The sequence below is a fragment of the Kribbella sp. CA-247076 genome, assembly GCF_050942445.1.
GTDB lineage: Bacteria > Actinomycetota > Actinomycetes > Propionibacteriales > Kribbellaceae > Kribbella.
This window is the reverse complement of sequence record NZ_CP192051.1, coordinates 4,267,252-4,287,930: the sequence shown is the minus strand read 5'-3', so window position 1 is coordinate 4,287,930 and position 20,679 is coordinate 4,267,252. Positions and strand designations below refer to the sequence as shown.

Annotated in this window: 19 protein-coding genes; 5 read left to right on the top strand and 14 right to left on the bottom strand. The window is 70.3% G+C overall.

Annotated elements, in window-relative coordinates:
* Positions 1–67: 67 nt before the first annotated feature.
* The gene (locus ACQPYZ_RS20270) at positions 68–787 is read right to left on the bottom strand and encodes a TetR/AcrR family transcriptional regulator (RefSeq protein ID WP_433158144.1); all 720 of its coding nucleotides are present in this window, start codon (positions 785–787) and stop codon (positions 68–70) included.
* Positions 788–889: 102 nt separating this feature from the next.
* Here ACQPYZ_RS20270 and ACQPYZ_RS20265 point away from each other — a divergent pair, with 102 nt between their 5' ends.
* From ACQPYZ_RS20265 to ACQPYZ_RS20255, 3 genes are read left to right on the top strand one after another with little or no spacing between them, the layout of a single operon-like run.
* Positions 890–1,315: a Dabb family protein gene (locus tag ACQPYZ_RS20265; RefSeq protein WP_433158141.1), complete on the top strand. Its 426-nt coding sequence runs from the start codon at positions 890–892 to the stop codon at positions 1,313–1,315.
* The gene (locus ACQPYZ_RS20260) at positions 1,315–2,808 is read left to right on the top strand and encodes an MFS transporter (RefSeq protein ID WP_433158138.1); all 1,494 of its coding nucleotides are present in this window, start codon (positions 1,315–1,317) and stop codon (positions 2,806–2,808) included. The genes ACQPYZ_RS20265 and ACQPYZ_RS20260 overlap by 1 nt, the downstream gene beginning before the upstream one ends.
* The gene (locus tag ACQPYZ_RS20255) at positions 2,762–5,068 is read left to right on the top strand and encodes a GMC oxidoreductase (protein WP_433158135.1); all 2,307 of its coding nucleotides are present in this window, start codon (positions 2,762–2,764) and stop codon (positions 5,066–5,068) included. Before ACQPYZ_RS20260 ends, ACQPYZ_RS20255 begins: the two co-directional genes overlap by 47 nt.
* A 6-nt stretch (positions 5,069–5,074) precedes the next feature.
* Here the strand turns inward: ACQPYZ_RS20255 and ACQPYZ_RS20250 are convergent, their stop codons facing one another.
* The 5 genes from ACQPYZ_RS20250 to ACQPYZ_RS20230 form a co-directional block, all read right to left on the bottom strand.
* On the bottom strand, positions 5,075–5,335 hold the full coding sequence (locus ACQPYZ_RS20250; protein WP_433158133.1) for a hypothetical protein: 261 nt from the start codon (positions 5,333–5,335) through the stop codon (positions 5,075–5,077).
* Positions 5,336–5,399: 64 nt separating this feature from the next.
* Positions 5,400–6,275 carry a universal stress protein gene (locus ACQPYZ_RS20245; protein ID WP_433158131.1) on the bottom strand — a complete coding sequence of 292 codons (876 nt, stop codon included), beginning with the start codon at positions 6,273–6,275 and terminating at the stop codon, positions 5,400–5,402.
* A gap of 104 nt (positions 6,276–6,379) precedes the next feature.
* Positions 6,380–7,267, bottom strand: a complete 888-nt coding sequence (locus tag ACQPYZ_RS20240) for an MBL fold metallo-hydrolase (protein WP_433158128.1) — start codon at positions 7,265–7,267, stop codon at positions 6,380–6,382.
* A gap of 139 nt (positions 7,268–7,406) precedes the next feature.
* Positions 7,407–7,772: a hypothetical protein gene (locus ACQPYZ_RS20235; protein WP_433158126.1), complete on the bottom strand. Its 366-nt coding sequence runs from the start codon at positions 7,770–7,772 to the stop codon at positions 7,407–7,409.
* An 82-nt stretch (positions 7,773–7,854) separates the two neighbouring features.
* Positions 7,855–8,466 (bottom strand): ParA family protein, encoded by a 612-nt coding sequence (locus ACQPYZ_RS20230; RefSeq protein WP_433158124.1) that lies wholly within the window; start codon positions 8,464–8,466, stop codon positions 7,855–7,857.
* A gap of 151 nt (positions 8,467–8,617) precedes the next feature.
* Here ACQPYZ_RS20230 and ACQPYZ_RS20225 point away from each other — a divergent pair, with 151 nt between their 5' ends.
* The gene (locus tag ACQPYZ_RS20225; RefSeq protein ID WP_433158120.1) at positions 8,618–8,815 is read left to right on the top strand and encodes a three-helix bundle dimerization domain-containing protein; all 198 of its coding nucleotides are present in this window, start codon (positions 8,618–8,620) and stop codon (positions 8,813–8,815) included.
* Positions 8,816–8,852: 37 nt separating this feature from the next.
* On the opposite strand, the gene ligA is transcribed toward ACQPYZ_RS20225, so the two are convergent.
* The 3 genes from ligA to ACQPYZ_RS20210 form a co-directional block, all read right to left on the bottom strand.
* On the bottom strand, positions 8,853–10,850 hold the full coding sequence (gene ligA, locus ACQPYZ_RS20220; protein ID WP_433158118.1) for an NAD-dependent DNA ligase LigA: 1,998 nt from the start codon (positions 10,848–10,850) through the stop codon (positions 8,853–8,855).
* Between the two features lie 103 nt (positions 10,851–10,953).
* Positions 10,954–11,970: a hypothetical protein gene (locus ACQPYZ_RS20215; RefSeq protein WP_433158116.1), complete on the bottom strand. Its 1,017-nt coding sequence runs from the start codon at positions 11,968–11,970 to the stop codon at positions 10,954–10,956.
* Positions 11,971–12,050: 80 nt separating this feature from the next.
* On the bottom strand, positions 12,051–13,847 hold the full coding sequence (locus tag ACQPYZ_RS20210; RefSeq protein WP_433158113.1) for a glycoside hydrolase family 36 protein: 1,797 nt from the start codon (positions 13,845–13,847) through the stop codon (positions 12,051–12,053).
* 35 nt (positions 13,848–13,882) lie between these two features.
* On the opposite strand from ACQPYZ_RS20210, the gene ACQPYZ_RS20205 reads away from it, so the two are divergent.
* Positions 13,883–14,638: an SDR family NAD(P)-dependent oxidoreductase gene (locus ACQPYZ_RS20205; protein WP_433158111.1), complete on the top strand. Its 756-nt coding sequence runs from the start codon at positions 13,883–13,885 to the stop codon at positions 14,636–14,638.
* Positions 14,639–14,645: 7 nt separating this feature from the next.
* Here the strand turns inward: ACQPYZ_RS20205 and ACQPYZ_RS20200 are convergent, their stop codons facing one another.
* From ACQPYZ_RS20200 to ACQPYZ_RS20180, 5 genes are read right to left on the bottom strand one after another with little or no spacing between them, the layout of a single operon-like run.
* Entirely contained in the window at positions 14,646–16,442 is a 1,797-nt protein-coding gene (locus ACQPYZ_RS20200; RefSeq protein WP_433158108.1) for a glycoside hydrolase family 36 protein, read from the bottom strand.
* A complete protein-coding gene (locus ACQPYZ_RS20195; RefSeq protein ID WP_433158105.1) occupies positions 16,439–17,473 on the bottom strand; it encodes a zinc-dependent alcohol dehydrogenase in 1,035 nt (344 codons plus the stop codon). The genes ACQPYZ_RS20200 and ACQPYZ_RS20195 overlap by 4 nt, the downstream gene beginning before the upstream one ends.
* Before the next feature lie 8 nt (positions 17,474–17,481).
* Positions 17,482–18,831, bottom strand: a complete 1,350-nt coding sequence (locus ACQPYZ_RS20190; RefSeq protein WP_433158102.1) for an ABC transporter substrate-binding protein — start codon at positions 18,829–18,831, stop codon at positions 17,482–17,484.
* 26 nt (positions 18,832–18,857) lie between these two features.
* A complete protein-coding gene (locus ACQPYZ_RS20185) occupies positions 18,858–19,694 on the bottom strand; it encodes a carbohydrate ABC transporter permease (protein WP_433158099.1) in 837 nt (278 codons plus the stop codon).
* On the bottom strand, positions 19,691–20,650 hold the full coding sequence (locus tag ACQPYZ_RS20180; protein WP_433158097.1) for a carbohydrate ABC transporter permease: 960 nt from the start codon (positions 20,648–20,650) through the stop codon (positions 19,691–19,693). Before ACQPYZ_RS20180 ends, ACQPYZ_RS20185 begins: the two co-directional genes overlap by 4 nt.
* Positions 20,651–20,679 lie beyond the last annotated feature (29 nt).

Below are 20,679 nucleotides of genomic sequence, written 5' to 3'. Positions count from 1 at the left end.
GCCCGGCTCCATCCGCGCGCCGCAACGAAGTCAGCGTGCACCCCACCACCGACCGGACGCAACGGTGCTACCGCGGCGGCTCGCCCCGACCGAGTTGCGCGGGCGAGTCGAGGAGCGCGTCGACCTCCGCCTCGAAGATCAGCTCAGGGTCGAGCCCCATCGACGCGAAGTTGCTCTCGATCTCGAGGCTCGCCAGGCCGTGCAGGCGGGACCACGTCGTCACTGCCCGCAGGGCGAGCCGCGGCGTGATCCCGGGCAACTCGCGGCTGTCCGACCACTGCTGGAGCTGACCACGCAGCGGATGGACGCCGTCCTCGTCGCCGGCCGGCGTCAGCGGGGCGAGAACGTCGAGAAGGACCTGCATCCCCTCCCGGGACGCGTTGACGAGCCGCTCCGACTGGGCGTCGTACCCGGGCAGCGGTGCGGCGAACAGGAGCCGGTAACGGTGTGGCTCGGTGGTCGCCCAGCGGCGGTACGCGGCCGCGAAGGCCCGCAACCGGTCGGCCGGCGGTACGTCGCCGGCCGGGGGAGTGCCGGCCTCGAGGGCCACGGCGAAATCGTGGTACGCGTCGGTCACGAGCTCGGTCAGCAGGTCGTCGCGGCTGGCGAAGTACCGGTACAGCGCCGGGCCGGAGACGCCCAGCTCCTTGGCGATCGCGTTGATCGACAGGGCCTGCGGACCGCCCTCGGACAGCTGGCGCAGGGCCGCCTCCTTGACCTCGCCGCGGATCTGGCTGCGGAAGCGACGGCGGATCCCGCCCTCGGTCGCCTCGTCACTGTCGGCCACTGCAGAACTCCTCACCTTCCGGGGTTGACAACCCCAACACTACATGCTCAAACTGAAGTTACAAGTTCTAACTGAACTGAAAACCTCTAAGGAGACACCGGAATGATCTACCACCAGATCCGCATCTCGATGAAGCCGACCGCGCCGAAGGCCGAGGTCGAGAACGCGCTGGAGCTGCTGCGCCAACTGGGCCGCGACCTCGACGTGGTCGAGCACTGGGCGGTCGGGCGCGACTTCGGCGGCGAGTTCGAGTACGGCGCGATGTACGCGCTGAAGGACATCGACGCGTACCACACGTACCTGCACGCGCCGCTGCACCGGAAGATCGACGAGGTCGGCCTGCCGCTGGTCGACAACATGATCTCCCAGGACCTCACCGACGACGAGGACCCGGAGATCGGCGCCAAGATCGACGCCCTGCACGCGGACCGCTTCGCCAACGACGCGGCCCTGGTCGACCTGGTCTCCGGCCTCGGGTCGTACGAGGGCAGCGGCGCCGCCGACGAGTCCACGAACCGCGCCAAGTGATGACCGCACAACCCCGGAGCTCCACCACCCGTCGTCCGTCGCCCGGTGCGACCTTCGCGGTACTCGCCGCCGGCGTGCTGTCCTTCGCGATGTTGCAGTCGCTGATCGCGCCGGTCCTCCCGACCATCCAGGCCGAGCTGCACACCTCCCAGCGCCTGGTCACCTGGGTGCTGACCGCGAATCTGCTGTCCGCCGCGATCTTCACCCCGATCGTGGGCCGGATCGGCGACGCGATCGGCAAGCGGCGGGCCCTGCTCGGGGTGCTGGCGGCGCTCGCCGCGGGCTCGCTGCTCGCGGCGTTCGCGCCGAACCTCACGGTCCTGATCGTGGCCCGGGTCGTCCAGGGCGCGGCCGGCGCGGTGTTCCCGCTGGCGTTCGGGATCATCCGGGACGAGTTCCCGGCCCAGCGCGTCCCGGTCGCGGTGGGAGCGATGTCGGCCGTGATCGCGGCCGGTGGTGGGCTCGGGATCGTGCTCGCCGGCCCGATCGTCGAGGTTCTCGGCTACGGCTGGCTGTTCCTGATCCCGATGATCGTGGTGACCGTGGCCGCGATCGCGGCGTACCTGTTCGTTCCCGAGTCGCCGGTCCGGCAGCCGGGCCGGATCAGCTGGGTCGCCGCCGGCCTGCTCGCGACCTGGCTCGCCGCATTGCTGCTGGCGGTCAGCCAGGGCCCGAGCTGGGGCTGGGCCTCGGCGCGGACGATCGCAGTGGCGGTCGTGGCTGTCGTCGCGCTGACCGCGTGGCTGACCGCCGAGGTCCGCTCGGCCACTCCGCTGATCGACCTCCGGATGATGCGGTTGCCCGCGGTGTGGACGACGAACCTGGTCGCACTGCTGTTCGGCGCGGGCTGGTTCGCGATCTTCGCGTTCCTGCCGCAGTTCGTGCAGACGCCGGCGGCCGCGGGGTACGGGTTTGGCGCGAGTGTCAGCGAGGCCGGACTGCTGATGGTGCCGATGGTCGTCACGATGTCGTTGGCCGGTGTGCTCAGCGGGCGGATCGAACGATCCGTGAGCTCGAAGAGTCAGTTGGTTCTCGGCTCCGCCGCGGGCGTGCTGGCTGCGGCCGTGCTCGCCTTCGCCCATGACGAGCGCTGGCAGATCGCCCTCGCGGCAGCGGTCTTCGGCCTGGCGGCAGGTCTGGCGTTCTCGGCGATGACCAACCTGATCGTCGGCAGTGTGCCGCCGCAGCAGACCGGTGCCGCCAGCGGGATGAACGCGAACTTCCGGACCATCGGCGGATCGATCGGCGCGGCGCTGATGGGCAGCATCGTCGCAGGACAGGTGCAACCGGGCCGACTGCCGGCCGAAGGCGGCTACACCAGCGGCTTCCTGCTGCTGACCGGTACGTCGCTCGCCGCATTGATCGCGGCGTTGCTCGTGCCGTCGCGCCGGCGATCTGGCGCCGCGAGTGCTACCGCAGGACAGTTGACTGAACGAGGGAGGACAGATGAGCCCGACCGAGCAGAGCGCGTCCGAGTACCTGCAGCGCGGTGACTTCGAGGCGCTGGTCATCGGCAGCGGGTTCGGCGGTGCCGTCGCGGTGTGCCGGCTCGCCCAGGCCGGCGTGGACGTCGCCGTCGTCGAGCGGGGCCGCCGCTGGCGCCCCGGCAGCTTTCCGCGGGACCTGTCCCGGCTCGACGACGGCTGGCTCTGGCTGTGCAACTACGGCCTGTACGACGCGACACCGCTGAACGACATCCTCGCCGTCCGCGCGGCCGGGTACGGCGGCGGCTCACTCGTCTACGCGAACGTCGCCGCGCGGATGCCGGCCGACATCTTCGACGAGCGCTGGCCCGCGGCGTACACCCGGGAGTCCCTCGATCCGTACTACGACCTCGCGTCGTACATGCTCGACGTACGACCGGTCACCGTGGATCCGGCCAGCGGCCGGCTCCCGCCGAAGGCGCGGCTGATGGCGCAGGCGGCCGAGCAGCTCGGGCACGCCGACGGCTTCTTCCATCCCAACCTGGCGGTCACGTTCGCCGACGACGGACCAGGCCAGCGCAACGCCTTCGGCGTACCGCAGCGCGGCTGTGTGTTCTGCGGTGAGTGCGACATCGGGTGCAACGTCGGCGCCAAGAACAGCCTCGACCTGAACTACCTCGCCCTCTCCGAGCAGCACGGAGCGACCGTCGGCACCCTGACGGAGGCTGTGCACATCAGCCGCACGGACACCGGCTACCGCGTCCGGCTGCGCGAGCACGGCCGGCCCGAGGGCGCGCGCGACGGAGTCGAACGGGACGTCACCGCCCGGTACGTCTTCCTCAGCGCGGGCGCTTTGGGCAGCACCGAACTGTTGCTGCGCAGCCGCGACCAGTACGGCACCCTGCCCGACCTGCCGGCCGCGCTCGGCAGCGGGTACTCCGGCAACGGCGACTTCCTCAGCTTCGGCGCCGGCCTCGACCAGCCGTTCGAGCCGAGCTCCGGTCCGACGATCACCACCGCCTCACTGATCAGGACGGCGCGGGGCGACCAGGAGAACTGGTTCGTCCTCGAGGACGGCGGATACTCCAAGCACCTCGCCGCTCTCGTGCAAGGCCTGCGGCTGTCGCAACTCCCGGCGTACGTCGCCCGGAGCATCGGCGAAGGCACCCAACGGGTCCTCGCGTCCACCCGCGGATTCGCCGGTGAGCTCGACGCCAGTCATCCCGACACCGCCGTGCTGCTGGCGATGGGCCGCGACCACGCCGACGGACGGATCACGCTGCGGGGCCGCAACCACCGGCTGTCGGTCACCTGGGACGTGACCCGCAGCGACCCGCTGTACGCCGAGGAGCAGGCGTTCTCCGGAGAACTGGTGCGCAGGTTCGGCGGCCGGCCGTTCGTCACCCCAACCTGGCGGCTCCTCCGTCAGCCGGTCACCGTGCACAACCTCGGCGGCGCGCCGATGGGCACGGACGCCGCGACCGCGGTCGTCAACACCGAGGGCCAGGTCTTCGGGCACCCGGGCCTGTACGTCGTGGACGGCGCCATCCTGCCGGGTGCGACCGGGGGGAATCCGTCACTCACGATCGCGGCCGTCGCCGAACGCTGCCTCGAGGCCGCGGTCCGCAGCATCACCGGGATCGGCGACTGGGTCGCGCCGGAGCACGCTGCCGTCGTACCGCGGGAGATTCCGGAGGACGCGGCGGTCGATGCGGTCGTCCGCCGCGGCCCGCGGGCCTCGACCGCCCCGGGGATCAGGTTCCGTGAGGTGATGCGCGGGGGAGTCGCCCTGCCGGACCGCGAGGAGCAGACCGGCCGGGTCACCCTGCGGCTGAACGCGTCCATCCCGGAGTTGCGGAGCTTCCTCGACGACCCGGTGCACACCGTCGGGCTGACGGGCACGATCCACGTCGAGGGGATGACCAGCCATCCCGAGCCGGTCGTCGACGGCGTCATGCACCTGCTGGCGAACGTCGACGGCGGACCGGCGTGCACCATGGACTACCTGGTGCCGTTCACCGACGACGAGGGCACCCGGTGGCTGCTGCAGGGCCGGAAGTACGTACAACGGGCCCGAGGCAACAATCCGTGGCGGGCGACCACCGTCCTGCACGTCGCCGTCACCCAGCCGGACGACCGCTTCGAAGGCACCATCCCGACCGGAACCGTCACCATCTCCCCGGCTGAAACCGCCCGCCTGCTCACCAGCATCCGCCCCACCGGCACCACGTCCGTCCCGTCCGCCGCCCGAGCCCTCCTCACCTTTGCCCGCCACTTCACCACCCAGGTAGCCCGCGCCTACCTGTCCCCGCGCCACATCCGCCGCTGAAGGCGGTTACGCACCCTGGTCGAGGAGGCGGTCGAGCACCTCGCCGGCTTCGTCGTACCCCGCGTCCCGGATGCGCTGCAGCTCCACCAGGTCGTTCGTGGCGACGGCGCGACGAGTGAGGTGCTCTCCGGCCCGCTCCGAGCCTTCGTCGAGCAGCTCGTTCAAGGCCTCGGCGTCATCGCCTTCGTCCGCCAGATCAGCCAGCCGATCCAGCGCCTTCTCGTTCCCCTCGTCAGCCAACGCCCGAAGAGTCTCCCAATCAGCCATGTCCTCATCATCAGCCGTCGGGCGCCCGACCGAGGGTCGGGGGTGGGGTTACGCGGCGGTGGGTTCAGGACGAGGATGCTCCGACCAGGACTACTGGGCCGCGGGTGAGGCGTAGGACGGTGCCTGACGCTGAACCACCGCCCAGACGGTGGCGCCAGGGGCCGATCACGGTCAGCGCGGCTGCTGCGGACTCCGCCAGGACGGCGCTGTCGAGCGGCCCCTGACCGACGTCCCACTGGACGTCGACGTCCGGATACGCCATCTGCCACACGCGTACGGCGTCCTCGGCGTCGCCGGCGCGGTGCGGCGCGCTCGCGTGGACGACTGTCAGCCCGGTGCCCCGCCGTCGGGCCGCGCGGAACGCGAAGCCGAGCGCGGTCGGCGGCCCGCCGTGAGCGTCGACGCCGACGACCACCCGCCCGGCCGATCGTCCGACATCACCGGGTGCCGACAATCCGATCAGCGCGAGCGAGGTCGACGTACGGCGGACCAACCGCCGGGCCAACGCCCGCTCGAGCCGGCCGGACTGCCGGTGATGGCTGAGCACCACGAGGGACCGCGGACTGTGGCGTGCCTCGCTGACCAGCGCGGTGACCTGCCGCCCCGGGAAGATCCGGGTGCTGATCCGAAGGCCGGGCACGATCTTGCGCGCTCGCCGTACGGCGGCCTCGACCACGGCCTCGGCAGCCTCCTGGGCCCGCAGGTCGACGGTCGCGTTGCCCAGTGGGTCGACGATCCGTGGCCAGCGGAACGCGTACACGATCCGCAGCGTGCTTCCGCGGGCGGCGGCTTCGGCCGCGGCCCATTCCAGCGTCCCGGCGTCGGTCGTCCGATGGTCGACCAGCACGATCACCGGCCCGGTGTCGGGACCTGGTGGCGCCGTGACCGGGCGGCCGGCCGCCGGCAGGGGTGCTCCGTGGGATCCACGCAGGCGTTTCATGGGTGCCTCCAAGACTTGTCCTCTGTGCTGGCACCACCGTCCCGCGGTCGGCACGCCGTCACACCAGGGAGACTTACGGGCGTTGTCCCTGGGAGATGGCCGGCTCACTGCCAGGCGGACACCACTACTTTGAGCCGGTCGATGCCGGACGGCTCGCGTACGCCGTACTGGACCCCGGCACCCGCCCACAGAATCAGCCGGCCCGCGTAGTCGGGGTAGCGCTCGATCATCGCGGTGAAGTAGTCGAGGGCGGTCGGCTTCGTCCGCAGGAACTCCTCGGCCACGTCGAGGTAGCGCCGCGTTCCCGCGATGGTCCGGACGGCGTCGTCGCCGAGACGGTTCTGGTGACCGGCGACGATCCGCCGTGGCCGGAGCGCTTCGACCTTCGCGATCGCGTCCCGCCAGGGACCGAAGCCGTCGGGTCCGAGGGCCGAGCCGACGTACTGGTGGGCGCCGTTGTAGATGACGTCGCCGGCGACGACCAGGCCGAGGTCGGGCACGTGCAGGACGGTGCTGTCGTCGATGTCGGTCTGGCCGACGTCGACGATCCGGAGCTCGTGCCCCTCGAGTGTCAGGGTGTTGTCCGGGACGGGTACGGCGGTGACGGGAGACGGTGGGATGTCGTCGTACACGGTGTCCCACAGGAGCCGCCGGGCGGCGGCGTTCGCGTGCATCTGCGCGATCGTCCCGGGGGAGGCCACGATCCGGGCGCCGAACCAGTCGGCCAGGACATCGGCCGCGAACCAGTGGTCGCCGTGCCCGTGCGTGATGACGATGTCGGTGACGTCGACGTCCTTCCCGGCGACCCACTCAGCGAGCGCGTCCGCCTGCGTGATCGTGAACCCGGGATCGGTCAGCACCGCCTGCTTCCGCCCGCGGATCAACGTGCTGGCGATCGGGGAGAACCGCCTGAGCTCGCCGTTCGGCAGCAAGCCCGTGGTCTGCAGCGGTCCCTGGTTGAGGAACACCTCGTAGCCGAGCTGGTCGGTCATCGCTACCTCCTGAATGTGCCGGTAGGACAACCGTCGCTTCGCTCGTGCCTCGTCGCGCCAGTAGTCCTCCCCGGCCCCACCACGGGAGTCGGCCCAGCACAGGGGTCAGCAGGGCCCCGGGGACACGAGGGCGTGGGGGTCAGCTCAGGGCGGAGAGGCGGCGGCGGGCCGAGGTCAGGCTCTCGGCGGCGCGCTGGAGGTGCTGGTACGCCGCCGTCAGGTCGGCGTCGGCCGCCTCGAGGAACTGGCGTGGCGAGAGGTTGTCGGGATTGTCGGGCTCGCCCGCGGGCCCCCACTTCACCATGCCGCCGTACCGCGGGAGGCCGAACGACAGCATCAGCTGGGACGCGGCCGTCATGATCGTCCGGAGCTCGTGGATGTCGGAGACCACCGCCGGGGCCTCGAGACTGTCCTCGGGTCGTCGCCGCTCCAGCTCGACGGCGCGCAGCAGTCCGGAGTACGCCGCCTGCAGCGCGGTGGTGACCTCGTTGCTCCCGACGTCCATCGGATGCTCCCTCCTGGTGCACGATGACTACCGCAGCAGCCGCGCACCGGGCAAGGCACAACTCGTTGAACGCGGTACTTCGTTACCAAACACCAACGGCGAACGGTTCGCGCCAGGTAGTGATCAACGCGGCCGCGAAGCCGGTGAACGCGGCCGCGAGCGTCCCCGGGTCCCGGCCGTACGCCCTCGCGTGTACCTCGGACAGCGGGAGCTCGGTCGTCGACACCGCCCAACCGGCCGCCGCGACGGCCTCCCGCACCGACGCCGACGCACCGGGTACGACCTGGTTCAGCAGCACCACGGACCGGCGATCCGGGGGCGCGTACGTCGCCAGCCGTGCGCCGACCGTGTCGAGGTCGACCCACGACGGCGTGAGTACGACGACCAGATCGGTGGAGGCCCGCAGGATCGGCGCCGGCCGACCCGCGTAGCCGGCCGTCGGCGCGGTGTCCACGACGACCACGTCGTACTCGTCGCGTGCGATCGCCGCCCAGTGGTCGCGGTCGGCGCGGACCCCGCCGCGCGCCAGCACGGGGACCTGCCAGCCGGCGAGCCGTTGCCAACTCGCCGCGGCCTGGTCCGGTGTCGTGTCGGCGAGCAGCACCCGCAGCCCGGCCTGCCGGAAGGCCTCCGCGCACCCGACCGCGCACGTCGTCTTTCCACCTTCACCTACGAAGGTCACTACCTTGGTCACCCGGCCACAGTAGGACACGCTCCGCGCTCAGACGCTCACATACTGTGCGCGTCGGCATTCATTGGAACTGCTGAGTCCGGAGATCGGCGGCAAGTGGTCGAATGTTGGACAACTCTTGTTCGGGCCTGGTGCGAGAGTCATCGTGGACGGCATGGACAGGTCAGATGAGGATCGCGCGATCAACGAAGTGATCGACCGGTTGGCCAAGCAGTTCCCCCGGGTTTCCACCGACGAAGTCGCCCAGGTCGTGCGCCAGTCCCGGCCCGAGTTCGACAACGTCCCGATCCGGGACTTCGTCCCGCTCTTCGTCGAACGCGGCGCCAAGGCCCGCCTCCGCGAACTCACCTGACCAGTGCCACTTCCGTCCCCGCCCAGTCCAGCAGACGTCAGCGGGGGAGTAGGTCGGCGGCTTGTAGTTGTTGCCAGATCTCGGACTGGTCGACGACGGTGACGCCGAGCTTCTCCGCCTTGGTGAGCTTGGCGGCGCCGACGTCTGCGCCGGTGATCAGCAGGTCGGTGCTGGCCGAGACCGACGAGGCGATCGTCGCGCCGGCCCGTTCGCAGAGCCGCTGGAAGGCCGGGCGCGTGACCTTCTCACCGGACCGCGGGTCGCTGATGGACCCGGTCACGACCACCGTCTTGCCCTCCAGCGGTGCACCGGCCGCGACGACGGGCGGAAGGTCTTCCTCGCGGACGTCGAGCGAGACCCCGGCCGCGCGGAGCCGTTCGAGCTCGGGGCGCAGGCGGGTCAGGTGCTCGATCAGCGAGGCGGCGACCTTCGGGCCGATGTCGTCCACGGCGACCACGCCGTCGACGCCCGCGTCGGCGACCTCTTCCAGGGAGCCGAACCCGGCGCGGCAGAGTCTGGCCGCCGTCCCCTCGGACGCCATCGGGATCGCCAGGCCGATCAACGCGCGGCGCAGGCCGACCTGGCGGCTGGCGTCGATCGACTCGATCATCCGGGTGGCCGACACCTCGCCGATGCGGTCGAACTCCAGCAGCCGCTCCTTCGTCAGCTGGTAGAAGTCCGACGGGTGCTCCAGGATCCCGGCCTCGGCCAGCCGCTCGATCCAGACGCCGCCGATCGCGTCGATGTCGGCGGCCGCCCGGGACGCCCAGTGGATCAGCCGGCGCACGGTCTGGGCGGGGCAGGCGACGTTGGTGCAGAACAGCTCGCGGCTGTTGCCCTGCTCGGTCAACGGCTGCTCGCACGACGGGCACACGCTCGGCGGCACGATGTCCCGCTCGGCGCCGGTGCGCTTCGACGCGTCCAGTACGCCGGCCACGAACGGGATCACGTCACCGGCGCGGCGGACCAGGACCGTGTCGCCGATCTTGATGTCGCGCGCCCGGATCACCTCCTGGTTGGCCAGGGTCGCGCGGGTGACCGTCGTACCGCCGACGAAGACCGGCTCCAGCCAGGCGACCGGCGCGATCTTGCCGGTCTTGCCGACGTCCCAGACCACGTCGGCCAGCACGGTGGTCTTCTCCTCGGCGGCGAACTTGTAGGCCAGGGCACCGCGGGGTGAGCTGGACCGCGTGCCCGCGGCGGCGAACGCGTCCCGGTCGGCCAGCCGCAGGACGGCGCCGTCGAGGTCGTAGTCCAGGTCGTTGCGTTGCTGCTCGATCGTGGTGATCACCGCCTGCGCCGCCGCCGGGTCGTCACAGTGCCGCATGTCGGCGACGGTGAAGCCCATCGTCTGCAACGCGCGCTCGAGGTCGGCGTCCGCGGAGTCGCGGTCGCTGAGCAGGTCGAAGGCGAAGAACTGCAGGCGGCGCTCGGCGACGGTGGCCGGATCCTTGGCGCGGAGGGTGCCGGCGGCGGCATTCCTCGGGTTGATCAACGGCTTGTCGGGATGGGCGGCGTTGTACGCGGTGAACGTCGAGCGCAGCATGACCGCCTCCCCGCGCACCTCGACCCGATCCGGTACGTCGAGCCGCTCCGGGACGCCGTCGGTGAGCGCCCGGACGAGCGGGGTGACGTCGTCGCCGGTCGTCCCGTCGCCGCGGGTGACCGCCCGGGCCAGCTTCCCGCGCTCGTACACGAGGGCCAGGGACAGGCCGTCCAGCTTCGGCATGACCACGACCGGCTGACCGGGGAAGCGGTGGAAGAACGCCTCGACCTGCTCGGGGCGGGTCGCCTTCTCCAGCGACAGCATCGGCCGCGAGTGCCGGACCGGCGCGTGCAGCACCGCCGGCCCACCGACCTGGTCCAACGGGTTCGGGTCGGGCGCGAGCTCCGGATTGGCCTCGATCAGCCCCCGCAGCTCGTCCTCGATCGCGTCGTACTCCGCGTCCGCCACCTCCGGCGACCCCCGGTAGTACGCGTCCCGCAGCACCACGATCCGATCAGCAAGCTCCTGAATCCGCTCCCCATCGTCCACAGCAGGACCCTACCTGCGACCACCGACGAAACGCGTGCATCCAAGCGACCGAACCGCCTGCCCACCGGACGGCCGGTGGGCAGGCGGTTGCTGGTACGGCGGACTACTCGCAGGCGTAGACGAGCGGCTGGTGCGGGCTCGAGCTGACGTCGTACCCGGCCGCGGTCCACTGGGTGCCGCGCTCGAAGATGTGCTCGAGCATGGTGCCCTCGGGGAAGGTGAGCTTGGTGCCGTCGCGCCGGATCAACGTCGACGCGCGGTCGCCCAGCGGGCCGAACAGACCGGAGGTGACCGCGTCCCGGGAGCTGTTGAGGTCGGCCACGGGAGCCTCGAGCCGCACGGTCCGGTTGTGCCGGGTGTTCCAGAGCAGGCCGGTCGGGTTGTCGAGGTCGGTGTTCCCGCCGGCAATCCAGCGGCCCTGGATCTCGCGCGCCCAGACCCGCTCGTCACCCGCGCCGGTCAGCCGGGTCGGCTGAGCCTGCCCGGGCCGCCAGAGGAAGCTGGTCCCGCCACCCTCGGGGAGGTTGAGCCGTCCGACGACCAGCCCGTCGGCGGAGATGTCGTCCATGGACTCGACGGAGTGGCCGTTCGGCATCGGCAGCTGCCGCGGCTGGCCGCTCGCCGGCCAGACGAACGGGGCCCGCTGCCCGGCGGGATCCAGGACGGTGCCGAGAACGTCGCGGTTCTCGTTCATCGCGCTGACCTCGGGGTACTGCACGTCGCCCAGGTCGAGGATCCGGTACGAGTCACTGCGGGCGGAGTAGATCCAGTGCTGGGTCGTGTCGCCGTACGTCGTGCCGAGCACGAATCCACCCTTGATGACCGAGTAGGCAAAGGTCTCGCCGTCGGGCTGGGATGCCAGCCAGCGCGGGACGCCGTCCACCCAGAGCACGGCCTGGTTGTGCATGCGTCCCTCCCGGCTCGCCTGGCCGAGGATGTACCGGCCGGACGGATCCGCGGACCTCGCGCTGCCTGACCCCAGCGAGTCGGCGGGCAGGTCGAGGACCTTCTTGGTGCAGGTCGCCGGGCTGGCGGGGCCGGCGACCGCGGCCTGCGCGGCCGGCAGAGTGGTGACGAGAAGTGTGGCGGCGGCCGCGACGGCGGCCAGCTGTCGAATCATGATCTTCCCCCAGACGAATGGTGACACCCCCATAGCGTCACCGTGCGAGGTCAGACGCGATCTCTCCGCCGAAAGTTCGCCTACCTCGGGGTCAGGCTCACGAGCAGGCCGTCACCTCTGTATTCGACCGGGAGCCGGAGACCGCCGTCGTCGACGGTCACCGGACGCGTCTCACCGGACCACTCGTCGGTCAACACGAAGTCGCCCTCGACCCCGTCCAGCCGCACCCGCACCTCGTCGCCGCCGCCCGGTACGCCGATCGCCAGCAGTACGACGCCGTCCGCGGTGGTCGCCTGGACGGCGTCGTACCGGGGAACGTCGACCTGCGGCCGGCGGACGGTTGCCGTACGCAAAGACTTTCGCCAGTGTTTGAAGAGTCGCACCGCCTTGGTCAGGGCCTCCCGGGTCTCCTCGGACCAGGTCTCCGGGTCGTCCATCAGCACCCACGGACCGCCGACGACGTACGGCGCGATCCGCGCCCGCGGCGGCAGGTCCTCGGCGCCCATGTACGCGCTCTGCCAGTCGAGCGGGAGGTAGCGGCCGAGGCCGACCTTGGCCAGGCTGTTCCACCGGGTGAGGCAGTGGTCCTCGGTGATCGTGGTGTGGTGGCTGCGGATCATCGCGAGGTCCAGCGGCCGGACGCCGTTCCAGCAATTCTCGAGCACCAGTTGGGGAAACTCGGTCTTCAGCGTGCGCAGGATGTGGTGCCAGGCGAGCTCGGCGGCGTGTTCACCGGCGCCCGGGTCGTGGGTGTGGTCGTCGCGGTCGCAGCGGGCGATGGACTCGAAGTCGTGCAGGAACCAGGTCAGCCGGAAGTCGGTGACGACCCGGCGGAGCTCGTCCAGGATCCAGTCCCGAGCGGGGTCGTGGCCGAGGCAGAGCGCGTGGTTGTCGAAGCTGAGCCGCGGTGTCGTCCCGCGCCACGCGGCCAGCCAGTCGGGATGTTCGGAGGCGACCAGGGACTTGGGGTCCGCGTTGCCGAAGCCGCACCAGACGCCGAAGCCCAAACCACGCTCGCGGGCCTGGTCCGACAGCCATCGTAGTCCGGACGGGAACCGGTCGTTGGCGTGCCAGTCGCCGACCGCGCGTTCCCAGCCCTTGTCGACCACGAAGACCTCGGCGCCGGCCGCGGCGGTGGCGTCCATCATCGCCAGGATGCGCTCGGTCGAAGTGTTCTCCTGGACACCCCAGGAGTTCGCCACCACACACGGAAACTCGGGCTCGCCGGGCATCCCGGACAGGTCCGGCAGCGTCGCGAACTCGTCGAGCACCAGCGTGCGCAGCGCCGACGCGCCCGCGTCCAGGCCACCAGGCACCACCGCGAGCCAGCCGACCGGACCGGCCGAGTTCCAGAGCTCGCTGTCCGCGCTGGGGTGAAAGGTGTCCGCCGGCAACTTGCTGGTGATCCGCAACCGCCCGCCTCCGACCGTCACCTCGGTGACCAGCGAGCCGCTGTACTCCCACGCGAGTACGACGCAGTGTCCACCCGACTCCACCAACGTCCAGGCGGCCGCGTCCTGATGAACCTCGTCCGGACCGGGCGCATCGCCGGCCAGGTAGCGGTGCCCGTCACCGGCATCCGGGAAGCGCATCGGCTCGTCGTTGCGATGGGCAACAGCATCGGCCGTGCCGTACGGGCCGGCGTGCAGGCAGATCCGGTCGCCGTCGGACAACGTCCTTGTCGGCGCGACCACACCCCGCAGGCCGGCGTCCCAGCTGAACGGGTGCAGCCACTCGACCCGCGCGTCCGCCGTACCGATCTCGAGGTCGACCAGCGCAGCGTCTCGGGCGATCGTGGTGGACAGGCGCCGGAACGGCCCGGCCTGGCCGTCGACGACCGCGGCGGAAATGGCCAAGGGCAACGGGAATTCGGTCATGGTGACCGCCTCTCGGTGAGCATAGGGTTAGGGCCGTGGACGACGCAGTGGTGGTGACCGGAGCGGCCAACGGGATCGGCGAGGCCATTGCCCGCCTGCTGGTGGAACGCGGGTGGACAGTGGTCGGACTGGACCGGGACGAACAACGGCTGCAACGCCTCGGCGACCAGTTGGGCGAGGCGTTCGTGGGCGTCACCGGTGACGTCACCCGGCGCGCGGATCACGAGCGAGCCGGTCGGGCGGCCGGCGAGGCGGGACGCTTGACCGGCTGGGTGAACAACGCGGGGATCGAGCGGCCGACGAGCGCACGGTCGCTGGACGAGGCGGATCTGCAGGCGATCGTGCAGGTCAATCTGGTCGGGACCATGCTCGGCTGCGCAGTCGCCACCGAGGCGTTGCGCGGCGCCGGGGGAGCGATCGTCAACATGTCGAGCATCCACTCCCTGGTCGGCTTCCCGGAGTCGTTCGTGTACGCCGCGACGAAGGGCGGCATCGACGCGATGACCCGGCAGCTTGCGATCGAGGAGGCCGCCCACGGGATCCGGTGCAACGCGGTCCGGCCCGGAGCGGTGATGACGCCGCTGACCCAGTCGTTCCTCGACGCCGCCGACGATCCGGCCGCCCTGCTGGCGGAGTACGCCGACCTGCACCCGATCCGCCGGCTGATCGAGCCGGTCGAGATCGCCCGGGTGGTCGCGTTCCTGCTGTCCGACGAGGCGAGCTTCGTCAACGGCGAGTCGATCACCGTGGACGGCGGCGCGACCGCCCGCTGCTATCCGTATCCGGGCTGACCGCACGTCACGCGTCCCGGGTCAGCAGCCAGAGGACCGACGTCTCGTCCTTGCCCGTAGCAACCAATCCTTCCTTGGCGAGGTCGCGTCCGGTACGGCGTACGACGTCCTCGTCGCCGTCGACCACGGCGACCGAGTACGTCGCGTCCGGGTCGAGCCCAGCCGGCACGACCGCCTCCCAGCCGCCCGTCGGCGGCAGCCGGAAGCCGGCCAGCAGGTGACGATCGCCCGCGGTCAGCTGGTACGCCGGTTGCCGCCGTCCCTTCTCCTCGCGCAACGGCTGATCGGTCAACGGAACGAGTACGCCCGACTCGACCATCGGCCGGATGACGGACTGGTAAGTGTGCACATGCTGTCCGAGGCGCTCGAGGAAGTCGGCCCGCATCTCGGTCAGCCGGACCGACAGCCCGAAGCGGTGCAAGAGTGCGGCCCGCATCTTGGTGTCGAACTGCGCCCGGGTCATCAACGTGCCCGAGTAGTCGGCCTTCTGGAAGCGGTGCTCGCCGCGCCACTCGCTCTGGGGCCAGTGCAGCAGTTGGCGTGGTGGCAGTAGTTGCGCAGCTCCCCACAGGCAGGTGAGGTGGTGCTCGGTCCAGTCCGGGTCGGACAGGAAGAACGCGTCCACGTGGGCCGCGAGTCCGGCGTCGATGCGCAAACCGCCCGACGAGCAGGCCTCCAGCACGGTGTCGGGGTACGCCGCGCGCAGGCGGTCGAAGACGTCGTACAGGCCGAGGTAGTGCCGGAGCAGCCCTTCATCAGGGCCGTGACCGTGGTCATCGCGTGAGCAGCCCGCGCCGGGGTCGAGGTTGAAGTCCCACTTGATCCACCGGGCGGTGGTGGTCTCGATCAGCCCGGACACCGTCGTGTACAGGTGTTCGCGACCGGCCGGGGCGCCGAGGCAGACGTAGCCCAGGCTGCCGCCGGTGTTGTCCTTGGCAAGGAGTTCGGGACGCTCGCCGGCAATGGAGGCGCGGGCGCCGACGGCCTCGGCCTCGACCCAGATGCCGAAGTCGATGCCGCGGGCGCGGGTCTGGTCGGCGAGCCATCGCAGTCCGTGCGGGAAGCGCTCGGTGTTGACCCGGTGCCAGTCGCCGCGTTCGGCGTACCAGTCGCTGTCGGCGTCCGGCCGGCCGAACCAGCCGGCGTCCAGTACCGCGACCTCGAGTCCGAGGCCGGCCGCGATCGCGGCGTTCGCGAGGAAGACGTCCTCGGTGATCTCCGCGTCCTCGTACGGCCACCAGTGGTTCCACTCAGTCAGTAGCGGTGGTCCGGCCGGGACCTGCTCGGCGAGCTGCCGCGCCAGGGCGGCGGACGCCTCGCGCCGGGTCTCGCCCCAGGCGACGCTGACCTGCGGCAGGGTGAACGACTCGCCCTCGGCCAGCACTATCCGCTGACCGTCGGGGTGCAAGGCGACATCGATCCGGAGGCCCTCGTCGGTCGGCGTGGTCCCGAGCCGCCAGTTCCCGCTCCAGTGCAGGGTCACGACGTACACACCGGCGTCGGTCTCGACGGCGAGCCACGGTACGGCGCCCTGGGTGGAGCGGCCGGTGGTGACCTCGAGCTCCGCGGGCTCGCCGACCGGCAGCGTGACCGGCTGGAACTCCAGCCCCCAACTGCTCGTGAACCCGGAGATCTGCGTTGCCTCCGGCACCATGATCGAGCCGATCCGCGGATCCCAGCCGCCGGATCCGGACGGTCCGGTCACGGTCGCGGCGTACGTCCAGGCGTCCGGCCGGGACCGCACCAGCTGAACCTCGGCGCCGGGCAGGGCGGGTGTCAGTACGGGCGTTTCGATCGGGATCACGTCCTTCGGGCTGAGGGTTGGAGGACGACCTTGCCGGCCGGATGGCCCTTGATCAGCTCCTCGTACCACCGCTGGCCGGCGGTCAGGTCGGCATGCACGATCTCGCCGCGGAAAACGAGGTCGCCGCGGCCGAGCAGCTCGACCGCCGTACCGAACTCGGCCGGGCTGTACGCGAAGCTGGTGGTGCAGGCGACCTCGCGGCGGATCAGGTCGCGCAGCGGCAGCATGCCGTCGGCCGAGTGCAGGCCGACGAAGCACACGTCTCCGCCGGGGCGTGCGGCGAGCGTCGCCGCCGTCCGGGTGTCGGCGCTGCCGACCGCGTCGAAGACGGCGTCCGCGCCCAGGCCGCCGGTGACGTCCTTGATCTGCCGGACGAGCTCCTCAGGTCGGTCGCTGAGTCGCTTGGCGCCACCGGCCTCCGCGGCCGCGACCCGGCCGTGAACTCGTTCGGTGAAGAACAGTTGCTCGACGCCTTTGGCCCGCAGTACCTCGAGCAGGAGCAGGCCGATCGGCCCGGCGCCCAGCACGAGCGCCGATCCGCCGGCTCTGATCCGGGTCCGGCCGACTGCTCGCAGGGCGCAGGCGGTCGGCTCGGCGAAGACGCTGGAGCCGAGGTCGGGCAGGTGATCGACCCGGTGGACAGCGTCGACCGGCACGACGACCAGGTCGGCGTTGCTGCCGTGGACGTGACCGCCGAGGAGCTTCCGCTGTGGGCAGACGTTGCCGTGACCGCCGAGGCAGATCGGACACGTCCCGCACGATCTCAGCGGGTTGGCGGTGACCAGGGTGCCCGTGGGCAGCTGCCGGTCCGGCGGCACGTCCGGACCGTAGGCGTCCACGGCGCCGACGAACTCGTGGCCGAACACCAGCCCGGGCTTGCGCAGGCCGTCGGTGCCGAGGAAGCCGCCGAGCTCCGAGCCGCAGATCCCCGACGCGGTGACCGCGATCCGCACCTCACCAGGGCCCGGTACCGGGTCGTCGAGGGTGACGACGTCGAAGCGGCCGACGTCGCCGAGTACCAACGCCTGCATGACGCTCCTCAGCCGAGCAGCTTGGTCGCGGCGTCCTGCATCTTCTGGGCAGCAGCCTGGGGCGTGAGCTTGTTGTTCAGCAGCTGCTCGAAGTTGGTGCCGTAGACCTCGTTGAAGATCTGCTGCATGTTCGCGGTGTAGATGTCGCCGATCCGCGCGTTCTCCAGGTTCTTCATCGCCGCGTCGAAGCCCTCGGGCATGCCGCGCAGCATGTCCTGGGACTGCCGGGCCGCGTTCTGCAGCGGGATCCAGTCGTGGTCCTTGGCCATCTGCGGCTGGAAGTCGGTGGCGCTCCAGGTCGCGAACGTCTGGGCCGCGGTCAGCGCGGCCGACTGCCGCGGGATCACCCACCCGCCCAGCCAGTACGGCGCGACGCTGTTGCCCTGGTACTTCGGCAGCGGCGCCATCGCCCACTTCTCCTTCATCTGCTGGAAGGAGGCGATGTTCCAGGTGCCGTCGGCGATCATCGAGTACGCGCCGGAGGCGAAGCCGCCGTTGTTCTCCGCGATCCCGGCCCGCTCGTCCGGCCGCGGCGCGACGTGCTTGGCCCACATCATGTCCTGGACGTACTTCATCGACTCGACCACCTTCGGGTCGGTCATCTGGAACTTCGTCGGCTCGAGCGGCTTGTCGACGAACGCCGTACCCGCCGCCCAGGCCAGCGCCTGGATGCCCCACCAGATGCCGAGGGCACCGATGTCCATCCCCCAGCGGGTCACCTTGCCACCGGCCGACTTCTGCAGCTTGGGCGCGGTCTCGATCACCTTGTCCCAGGTCCAGGTCTCGTCGGGGTAGTCGAGGCCGGCCTGGTCGAAGTGCGTCTTGTTGTAGAACAGCGCCATCGACTGGATGTTCTCGGGGACGCAGAACAGGTTCTTCTCGTCGAACTTCCACGGGTCGTACAGCTTGGTGGGGTACGCCGAGTCGTCCATCATCGGCGTGGTGTCGATCACCGGCTGCTCGTTGAAGACCAGGTTCCGCTTGTAGTGCGCGTAGGCCTGCACGTCCCAGTAGTAGATGTCGAACGGCTTGCGGGCGGCGTACTGCAGCTGGACCTTCTGCCAGTACTGGTCGTACGGCAGGAAGTTGATCTTCGCGGTGAACTTGCCCGCGTGCTCCTTGTTGAACAGGTCCACCCGCTTGCGGAAGTTGGCGTCGATGGTCGGGCCGTTGGTCCAGGCGTAGATGTCCAGGTTGGTCTTGCCGACGACGGCGGTGCCGGTCGGCGCCGGGGCGGGCGCGGGCTGCGAGCCGGCGCCGTTGCCGGAACAGCCGAACAGACCGGCGGTGCCGGCGGCGGTGAGGCCGCCGAGCAGGGTCCGGCGGCTCACGGTGTGGTTCGACCTGGTGGTTGACATGGCGTCTCCTTCGAGGTGACGGTTGGCTACTTGTTCACGCCGCTGACGGCGATGCCCCGGATGAAGTAGCGCTGGGCCAGTAGGAAGACCAGGATCGACGGGAGCGCGGCGATCGTGGTCGCGGCCATCGTGAGGTGCATCTGCGGCCCGATCCGGGGCGAACCGCTGAAGTACGACAGCGCGACCGCGATGGTGTACTTCGACTCGTCGGACAGGTAGATCACCGGGCCGAAGAAGTCGTTGTAGGAGGCAATGAAGGTGAAGACGGTGACGGTGGCGATCACCGGCCAGCTGAGCGGCAGGAAGATGGTCCACCAGATCCGCAGGTAGCCGGCCCCGTCGATCCGGGCCGCCTCCTCCAGCTCGCGCGGGATGCCGAGGAAGAACTGCCGGAACAGGAAGATGAAGAACGCCGAGCCGAAGAACGCCGGCAGGATCAGCGGCCTGAAGGTGTTCAGCCAGCCGAGGTGGTTGAACACGATGTACGTCGGCACCAGGGTGACCGTGGTCGGCAGCATCAGCGTGGCCATCAGCACCATGAAGATCGCGTTCCGGCCGGGCGCCCGCAGCCGCGCGAACCCGTAGGCGGTGAACGAGCAACTGAGCAGCGTGCCCAGGACCACGAACCCGACGATGGTCGCGGTGTTCAGGATGTAGCGCTGGAACGGCACCAGCTCGAACACCTCGGAGTAGTTGTGCCACTGCGGACTGAAGGTCCAGACCGGCGGGGTGACGAACACCTGGTGCGGCGCCTTGAGCGACGTGAGCACCATCCAGGCGACCGGCATCAGCACGGCGAAGCAGCCGATCGACAGCACGGCCAGCCGGATCCAGATCCCCAGGGGCAACCGCCGGCGGGTCATCGGTCGTCCTCCGCCTCGGTGTGCACCCACATCGGGGTGGACCGGAACACCAGCAGGGTGAGCACCATGATGATCGCGAACGCGACCCAGGCGATCGCGGAGGCGTAGCCCATCTTCAGGTACTCGAAGGCGTTCTGGTACAGGTACACCGACAGCAGCAGGGTGGAGTTGTTCGGCCCGCCCTGGGTGAGCACGAACGGCTCGGCGAACACCTGCAGGCTGCTGATGATGCCCATGATCAGGTTGAACAGCGTGACCGTGGACAGCATCGGCACGGTCACGTGCAGGTGCTGCCGGAACGTCGACGCGCCGTCCACCCGCGCGGCCTCGTAGAGCTCCTTGGGCACCCCTTGCAGGCCGGCGAGGTAGATCAGCATGGCTCCGCCGAAGCTCCACAGACTCATGAAGATCAACGCCCGCAGCGCCCACCGCTCGTCGGTCAGCCAGGCCGGACCCTGGATGCCGATCCTGGCCAGCGCGGCATTGATCAGGCCGTACTCGCCGTTGAACATCCACTTCCAGACCATCGCCACCGCGACGCCGCTGATCACGCTCGGCAGGTAGTACGCGGACCGGAAGAACTTCAGCCCGGGCAGCTTCGCGTTCAGCAGGATGGCCAGCATCAGCGCGAGCACCAGGGTCACCGGGACGCTCACCACACCGTAGATCAGGGTCACGCTGAGGGACTTGCGGAAGATCGGATCGGCGAACAGGGCGCTGTAGTTCTCGGTGCCCGTCCAGACCGGCGACGTCAGCATGTCGTACGACGTGAAGCTCAGCCCGAGCGAGGCGATCATCGGCCCGAGCGAGAACAGCAGCAGGCCGAGCACGGCCGGCGCGATGAACACGTAGCACCACAGCGCCTGGCGCCGGGTCATGGTGAGCCGCCGGCGCGGCGGCCGGCCGATCGTCTGCTGCTCGGCCACCGGCCGGACGGCGACACGTTGTTGTGTCATGATTCCCCTGTTCCAATTATCGGAACGGC